A 7,762-nucleotide genomic window follows, 5' to 3' on the forward strand; every position below is an offset into this window, starting at 1 on the left:
GCCGTGTCAAACCAACCAATTACTGATATGATCGAGACAATTGAACGTTATGCGCAACTACAACCAGACTATCCGGTTTACAATGTCCTTGGTGAGGAGCATACCTATGGCCAATTGAAGGCTGATTCAGATAGCTTGGCTGCTCATATTGACCAAATGGGACTTCCCGAAAAGTCACCTGTAGTGGTCTTTGGTGGACAAGAATATGAAATGTTAGCAACCTTTGTAGCCTTGACAAAATCTGGCCATGCCTATATCCCAATTGATAGCCACTCTGCCTTGGAGCGCGTGTCTGCCATTGTTGAAGTAGCAGAGCCAAGCTTGATTATCGCCATCAATGAGTTCCCAATTGAAAACCCAGCTGCTCCAATCATGTCCTTGGAGCAAGTGCGTGAAGCTTATGCGGCTCAGCATGCCTATGACTTGCAACATCCGGTCAAAGGGGATGATAACTACTACATCATCTTTACCTCAGGGACAACCGGGAAACCAAAAGGGGTGCAAATTTCGCACGATAACTTGCTCAGCTTTACCAACTGGATGATTACGGACAAGGAATTTGCAACGCCAGAGCGTCCGCAAATGTTGGCGCAACCGCCCTATTCTTTTGACTTGTCTGTCATGTACTGGGCACCGACCTTAGCTCTTGGAGGAACGCTTTTTGCTCTTCCATCAGCTATCACTCAAGACTTCAAACAACTCTTTGCGACGATCTTTTCTCTTCCGATTGCTATCTGGACTTCAACACCATCTTTTGCAGATATGGCTATGCTGTCTGAAGATTTCAATGCTGAAAAGATGCCAGGTATCACTCATTTCTACTTTGATGGGGAAGAGTTGACCGTTAAAACGGCTCAGAAATTGCGCGAGCGTTTCCCAAATGCACGCATCATCAATGCCTACGGCCCAACGGAAGCAACTGTAGCTCTTTCGGCTGTAGCCGTAACAGATGAGATGTTAGCTACTTTGAAACGTCTGCCAATTGGTTATACCAAAGAAGATTCTCCAACCTTCATCATTGATGAGGCAGGCAACAAATTGCCAAATGGTGAGCAAGGGGAAATCATCGTGTCTGGACCAGCCGTTTCAAAAGGTTATATGAATAATCCAGAGAAAACAGCAGAAGCCTTCTTCGAATTTGAAGGTCTTCCAGCCTATCATACGGGAGATGTCGGAACCATGACGGATGAAGGCCTTCTTCTCTATGGTGGTCGGATGGACTTCCAAATCAAATTTAACGGTTATCGGATCGAGCTAGAGGATGTCTCTCAAAACTTGAACAAATCGAAGTATATTGATTCAGCAGTCGCAGTACCGCGTTATAATAAGGATCACAAGGTCCAAAATCTCTTGGCCTATGTCATCTTAAAAGAGGGCGTCAAAGAACAATTTGAGCGCGAAATTGATATCACAAAAGCCATCAAGGAAGATTTAGAAAACATCATGATGTCTTATATGATGCCTTCAAAATTCCTCTATCGTGATAGCCTGCCATTAACACCAAACGGGAAAATCGACATCAAAGGGTTGATTAGCGAGGTTAATAACCGATGATCGAGTTTTTGAAACAGCTCCCTCATTTAGAACACTATGGAACACCGATCTATTTTGTCTACCTCATTCTAGCTTTTTTGCCGATCTTTGTGGGCCTCTTTTTCAAAAAGAGATTTCCGGTCTATGAAGGACTGGTGAGTCTGATCTTTATCATTTTGATGCTGACAGGTTCGAATCTCAAGCAAATTTATGCCCTGCTCTTTTACGTAGTCTGGCAAATCTTGATTGTGTATTCCTACAAAATCTATCGTCAGAAAGCGGACAACAAGTGGATTTTCTATCTTCATTCCTTCTTGTCTGTCTTGCCCCTGATCTTTGTTAAGGTGGAGCCAGCGATCAAGAATGGACACCAATCCTTGTTTGGATTTTTAGGGATTTCTTATTTGACCTTCCGAGCTGTCGGAATGATCATCGAAATGCGAGATGGTGTCTTGAAAGAATTCACGCTCTGGGAATTCTTACGTTTTATGCTCTTTATGCCAACCTTCTCAAGTGGGCCGATTGATCGTTTCAAGCGTTTTAATGAGGATTATAAAGCCATTCCTGAGCGCGAAGAATTATTGGATATGTTGGAGCAAGCTGTTAAGTACATCATGTATGGCTTCCTTTATAAATTTATTCTAGCTCATATTTTTGGCCACTTATTGTTAGGTCATGTGCAGACCTATGCCTTGTCTCAAGGTGGATTCTTCAACATCGGAACGCTGGGAGTCATGTATGTTTATGGTTTTGACCTTTTCTTTGACTTTGCAGGGTATTCCATGTTTGCTTTAGCGGCTTCCAATTTGATGGGGATTAAAAGTCCCATCAACTTTGACCGTCCTTTTAAATCACGTGATTTAAAGGAATTCTGGAATCGCTGGCATATGAGTTTATCTTTCTGGTTCCGTGATTTTGTCTTTATGCGTCTCGTAATGGTACTGATGCGCAATAAAGTCTTCAAGAGCCGGATTACTACCTCAAATGTTGCCTACATTATCAATATGTTGGTCATGGGCTTCTGGCACGGGGTGACCTGGTACTATATTGCTTATGGGCTCTTCCATGGGCTTGGAATGGTTATCAATGATGCCTGGATTCGTAAGAAAAAGACCATCAATAAAGAAAGAAAAGCAAAAGGATTGGATCCGATACCGGACAATCGTTGGACCAAAGCTTTAGGGATCTTTATCACCTTTAACACAGTGATGCTGTCCTTCCTGATCTTCTCAGGATTCTTGGATCAGCAATGGTTCCCAAAAGTGAAATAAAAGGAGAATAAAAAATGGATGTAAAATCACAAGTAATTGAAATTATTGACGAATTGTTTATGGAAGATGTCTCAGACATGATGGATGAGGATCTCTTTGATGCGGGTGTTCTTGATAGTATGGGAACAGTCGAATTGATTGTGGAATTGGAAAGTCGCTTTGGCATCCGTGTTCCTGTATCTGAATTTGGACGCGATGATTGGAATACTGCTAACAAGATCGTAGAAGGTGTAACGGAGCTTCAGAATGCTTAAGCGTTTATGGCTGATTTTAGGGCCCGTATTTTGCGCGCTCCTCATGGTAGCAGCTTTATTATTCTTTTATCCAATCAATCATAAGCACAACTATACCGAAGAGAAAAAAGCTGCGGTTAGTCTGAATGCAGAAGGCTTCAAGAGTCGTACAAAGAAGCAAGAAGCACTTTCTGATCCACAGCATCGATTTGTTCCTTATTTCGGCTCAAGTGAATGGTTGCGTTTTGATGTGGTGCATCCAGCAGTTTTGGCTGAAAAATATGACCGTAATTACAGACCCTACTTTTTAGGAGAACGTGGTGCGGCTTCTTTGAACCAGTATTTTGGAATGCAACAGATTTTGCCAGAACTTAAGGACAATACAGCTGTTTATGTGGTTTCTCCGCAATGGTTTACCAAGAAGGGCTATGATTCCTCTGCCTTTCAACAATTCTTTAATAGCGATCAGTTGAATAGCTTTATTGCCAATCACCAACAGGATGCTGCATCCCAGTATGCCGCGAAACGCCTGTTGCAACAGTATCCAAATGTCGCCTTTCAAAGTGTTGTGACGAACATTTCTCAAGGAAAGAAAATTTCAAGATTTGATCAGTCTTTGAACCAGCTTGTTTCCCATCTTGTTCAGCGCGAAGATGCCTTATTTAGCAATCTCGCTACTCGTACAAACGGGAATTACGATAAGAAGGTCAAAAAACGTCTACAAGATTTGCCAGATCAATTCTCATATGAGAAATTGGAGGAAATTGCAACGGCTGAAGCAAAAGTCAAAACCAATAACAACGACCTTGGAATCAGCAATCATTTTTACAATACTCGTTTAAAAATGAAGTTGAAGAAACTAAAAGGTTTCCAAAAGAACGAATCCTATGTTCAATCTCCAGAGTACAATGACTTGCAGTTGGTTCTAGACCAGTTTGCTAAATCTCGGACCAATGTCATCTTTGTGATTCCTCCAGTCAATGCCAAATGGATGAAATACACAGGCTTGAGCCAAGAAAAGTATGAACAGGCTGTTCAAAAGATTCGTTACCAATTGGAAAGTCAAGGATTCACCAATATTGCAGACTTTTCTAAAGATGGTGATCAGCCCTACTTTATGGAAGATACGATTCATATGGGATGGAATGGTTGGCTAGCCTTTGATAAAGCGGTCAATCCCTTTGTCACAAAGGCTGAAAAAGCACCAACTTACCATCTAAATGATCGCTTCTTCAGTAGAGATTGGGCCCAATATAAAGGAACACCAGACGAATTTAAATAATGCTTGATCAAAGGGGGCAGGATCGAATCCTGGCTCCTTGATTTGTGAGGAAAGGGACGGAAAGTCACAAGTAAGCAAGATAGTTATCCACAGGCTGTGGGAAACTTGCTTGTAAATGGATGAAAACAAGTCCTGATGCTGATGAATCTTCCTCTTTTAAGGGGAAAATAGGTAAAAGTTATCCACATTTTTGTGGATAAGTGATGAAAAACAGTGGATAAGTCAGCTAGCATGTGAAAAGGAGAAATAGTGTGAAAAAAATTTGGTTTTACGCAATCGTTCAGGGGATTGTCATCTTTTTTATTGTGGGTGGCATGACTTATGTACTTAGGGGAGATTTCTTTTTCCGCTACCTATCCCCTATTTTTGGATTAGCAGCAGCTGTTTTGCGATTTGGGACAGCGACTTTAATGAAGGTGATAGCCCCCAATCTCTACGATGATCCCAAAAAGAAGGAAGAAGTTGGCCACGATAACTAAAGAAGTTGGTAACTGAAAAAGTTGAGCTAAAGGCCACTTTCTGCTGGTCTTTATGGTAAAATAGAAGGAAGAATATTAGTTTGGAGATTAATTAGAAATGAAACGTTCAATGTATGCTGGACGTGTTCGTGAAGAACACATTGGAACTCATATTACTTTGAAAGGATGGGTTAGCCGTCGTCGTGATTTGGGTGGTTTGATCTTTATTGATTTACGCGACCGCGAAGGAATCATGCAATTGGTGATCAATCCAGAAACAGTTAGTGCAGAAGTGATGGCCACAGCTGAAAGCATCCGCAGTGAATATGTTGTAGAAGTGACAGGTCTTGTGGAAGCTCGTGAACAAGCGAATCCAAACTTGCCTACAGGAGCAGTAGAACTCAAGGTAGAAACTATTACGGTTCTCAATACCGCAAAAACAACACCATTTGAAATCAAGGACGGTATTGAAGCCAATGATGATACTCGTCTTCGTTACCGCTACTTAGACCTTCGTCGTCCTGAGATGTTGGAAAACCTCAAACTTCGTGCAAAAGTAACCCATTCAATCCGCAATTACTTGGATGAATTAGAATTTATTGATGTGGAAACACCGTTTCTTTCTAAGTCAACTCCAGAAGGAGCGCGTGACTATTTGGTTCCTTCCCGTGTCAATAAGGGGCATTTCTATGCCCTTCCACAAAGTCCTCAGATTACAAAACAATTGTTGATGAATGCTGGATTTGATCGCTATTATCAAATCGTGAAGTGTTTCCGTGATGAGGATTTACGGGGAGACCGTCAACCTGAGTTTACACAAGTCGACTTGGAAACTTCTTTCTTGAGTGATCAAGAAATCCAGGATATCACAGAAGGCTTGATTGCACGTGTCATGAAAGAAACCAAGGGAATTGAAGTAACACTCCCATTCCCACGGATGAATTATGATGACGCTATGGCCTTGTATGGTTCAGATAAACCAGATACACGTTTTGAAATGTTGCTCCAAGACTTGACAGAGCTTGTCAAGGGTGTAGACTTCAAAGTCTTCTCAGAAGCTCCAGCAGTTAAGGCGATTGTTGTCAAAGGTGCAGCGGATCATTACTCTCGTAAAGACATCGATAAATTGACAGAAGTTGCGAAGCAATACGGTGCAAAAGGTCTTGCTTGGATGAAATATGCTGAGGGTACTTTGAACGGTCCTGTTGCGAAGTTCTTGACAGACTTGACAAGTGACTTGACAGCTGCTTTACAGTTAGAAGACAAAGATCTAGTTCTCTTTGTAGCAGATACTCTTGAAGTAGCCAATGCAACGCTTGGTGCTTTGCGTGTTCGTCTTGCGAAAGAGCTTGACTTGATTGACAACAATCAATACAACTTCCTTTGGGTAGTGGATTGGCCAATGTTTGAATGGTCTGAAGAAGAAGGCCGTTATATGTCTGCTCACCATCCATTTACACTCCCACAAGCTGAAACAGAGCATGAATTGGAAGGAGATCTTTCAAAAGTTCGAGCAATTGCCTATGATATCGTCTTAAATGGCTATGAATTAGGTGGAGGAAGCCTACGGATTAATCATAAAGATTTACAAGAACGGATGTTTAAGGCACTTGGATTTACAAAAGAAGCTGCCAATGAACAATTTGGTTTCTTGTTGGAAGCAATGGATTATGGTTTCCCACCACATGGAGGATTGGCGATTGGTTTGGACCGCTTCGTGATGCTTCTTGCAGGTGAAGATAATATTCGGGAAGTCATTGCCTTTCCGAAGAATAACAAGGCGACAGATCCAATGACACAAGCTCCTTCTGTCGTTTCTGAAAAGCAATTGGATGAGTTAAATCTTCAAGTAGAACTAGCAGAGCAAGAATAGGACAAGAGAGAAAAGGGAAAGTCTAGGAATCAGTTGCTCTAAGATCTTCCTTTTCTTCTAATCGATGGATTGAAAATGAAAAAAATTCGCTTTCATAAGCTATTTCGCTATCATGTGCGGCGACTAGCTTATAACATTAAATTATTGCGCGTGCTGAAGAGCATCTCCCGTGAGAAATACGATGAAAAAGTGTCAGCTTCCTTGCTGTATGGTTTTCTATCAGCGATTGCCGTCAACTTCTTCTTTCAACCAGGACATGTATACTCCAGCGGTGCAACAGGGCTAGCTCAGATTTTATCTGTTCTGAGCCAACGCTTTATTGGCTTTACGATTCCCGTTTCCTTGACCTTTTATGCCATCAATATCCCTTTGATGATTGTGGCTTGGTATCAAATTGGCCATAAATTTACCATCTTTACCTTTATTACGGTTTCGATGAGTTCCCTCTTTATTCAGTTCGTGCCAGTGATTACGTTGACCAACGATCCGATCATGAATGCCCTATTTGGTGGGGTTGTCATGGGAACAGGGATTGGTTTTGCTCTTCGGAACAACATTTCCAGTGGAGGAACGGATATTGTCAGTTTGACGATTCGAAAACGAACAGGAAAGAATGTCGGCAGTATCTCCTTTTTGGTCAATGGGACCATTATGTTGATCGCTGGTCTGACCTTTGGTTGGAAGTATGCTCTTTACTCTATGATTACCATCTTCGTATCGAGTCGAGTAACGGATGCTGTCTTTACCAAGCAAAAACGGATGCAGGCAATGATCGTAACGAGCCAGCCGGATGCCATTATTGAAAAGATTCATAAAAAATTGCATCGTGGAGCAACCATTATCCACAATGCAGAAGGAACCTATAACCATCAGGAAAAAGCGGTTCTGCTGACAGTTATTACGCGTGCAGAGTTTAATGAATTCAAATATATTATGAAAAAAGCTGATCCTCAGGCTTTTATCACCATTTCAGAAAACGTTCATATCATTGGACGCTTTGTGGAAACAGAAGAATAAAAATAAAGGTCACCACATTTGAACTGCACCCCAAAAGTTAGACAGAAAAAAATCTAACTTTTGGGGTGTTTTTATTATGAAATTAACTTATGAAG

At 41.5% G+C, this 7,762-nt stretch carries 7 protein-coding genes; all 7 read left to right on the top strand.

Going from position 1 to position 7,762, the window contains the following annotated elements; genetic code table 11:
• The first annotated feature begins 3 nt into the window (after window positions 1-3).
• The 7 genes from dltA (at window position 4) to M1G14_RS08690 (ending at window position 7,667) form a co-directional block, all read left to right on the top strand.
• The gene (dltA, locus tag M1G14_RS08660; RefSeq protein ID WP_024055453.1) at window positions 4-1,554 is read left to right on the top strand and encodes a D-alanine--poly(phosphoribitol) ligase subunit DltA; all 1,551 of its coding nucleotides are present in this window, start codon (window positions 4-6) and stop codon (window positions 1,552-1,554) included.
• Window positions 1,551-2,804 carry a D-alanyl-lipoteichoic acid biosynthesis protein DltB gene (gene dltB, locus M1G14_RS08665; protein WP_024055454.1) on the top strand — a complete coding sequence of 418 codons (1,254 nt, stop codon included), beginning with the start codon at window positions 1,551-1,553 and terminating at the stop codon, window positions 2,802-2,804. Before dltA ends, dltB begins: the two co-directional genes overlap by 4 nt.
• Before the next feature lie 14 nt (window positions 2,805-2,818).
• Window positions 2,819-3,058: a D-alanine--poly(phosphoribitol) ligase subunit DltC gene (dltC, locus tag M1G14_RS08670; protein ID WP_024055455.1), complete on the top strand. Its 240-nt coding sequence runs from the start codon at window positions 2,819-2,821 to the stop codon at window positions 3,056-3,058.
• Window positions 3,051-4,319: a D-alanyl-lipoteichoic acid biosynthesis protein DltD gene (gene dltD / locus M1G14_RS08675; RefSeq protein WP_024055456.1), complete on the top strand. Its 1,269-nt coding sequence runs from the start codon at window positions 3,051-3,053 to the stop codon at window positions 4,317-4,319. Before dltC ends, dltD begins: the two co-directional genes overlap by 8 nt.
• A gap of 251 nt (window positions 4,320-4,570) precedes the next feature.
• The gene (locus M1G14_RS08680; RefSeq protein ID WP_024055457.1) at window positions 4,571-4,798 is read left to right on the top strand and encodes a hypothetical protein; all 228 of its coding nucleotides are present in this window, start codon (window positions 4,571-4,573) and stop codon (window positions 4,796-4,798) included.
• Between the two features lie 97 nt (window positions 4,799-4,895).
• Window positions 4,896-6,650, top strand: coding sequence for an aspartate--tRNA ligase (aspS, locus tag M1G14_RS08685; RefSeq protein WP_247926521.1), 1,755 nt, complete (start codon window positions 4,896-4,898; stop codon window positions 6,648-6,650).
• Window positions 6,651-6,725: 75 nt separating this feature from the next.
• On the top strand, window positions 6,726-7,667 hold the full coding sequence (locus M1G14_RS08690) for a YitT family protein (RefSeq protein WP_003009152.1): 942 nt from the start codon (window positions 6,726-6,728) through the stop codon (window positions 7,665-7,667).
• The last annotated feature ends 95 nt before the right edge of the window (window positions 7,668-7,762 follow it).

Origin of the sequence: Streptococcus parasanguinis (genome assembly GCF_023109675.1) — a bacterium.
Taxonomy (GTDB): Bacteria; Bacillota; Bacilli; order Lactobacillales; family Streptococcaceae; genus Streptococcus; species Streptococcus parasanguinis_I.

Bases quoted from the DNA above. Each gene is read 5' to 3' on its own strand.
- dltB (WP_024055454.1), top strand. From the start codon at position 1,551: ATGATCGAGTTTTTGAAACAGCTCCCTCATTTAGAACACTATGGAACA.
- dltC (WP_024055455.1), top strand. From the start codon at position 2,819: ATGGATGTAAAATCACAAGTAATTGAAATTATTGACGAATTGTTTATG.
- dltD (WP_024055456.1), top strand. From the start codon at position 3,051: ATGCTTAAGCGTTTATGGCTGATTTTAGGGCCCGTATTTTGCGCGCTC.
- aspS (WP_247926521.1), top strand. From the start codon at position 4,896: ATGAAACGTTCAATGTATGCTGGACGTGTTCGTGAAGAACACATTGGA.
- M1G14_RS08690 (WP_003009152.1), top strand. From the start codon at position 6,726: ATGAAAAAAATTCGCTTTCATAAGCTATTTCGCTATCATGTGCGGCGA.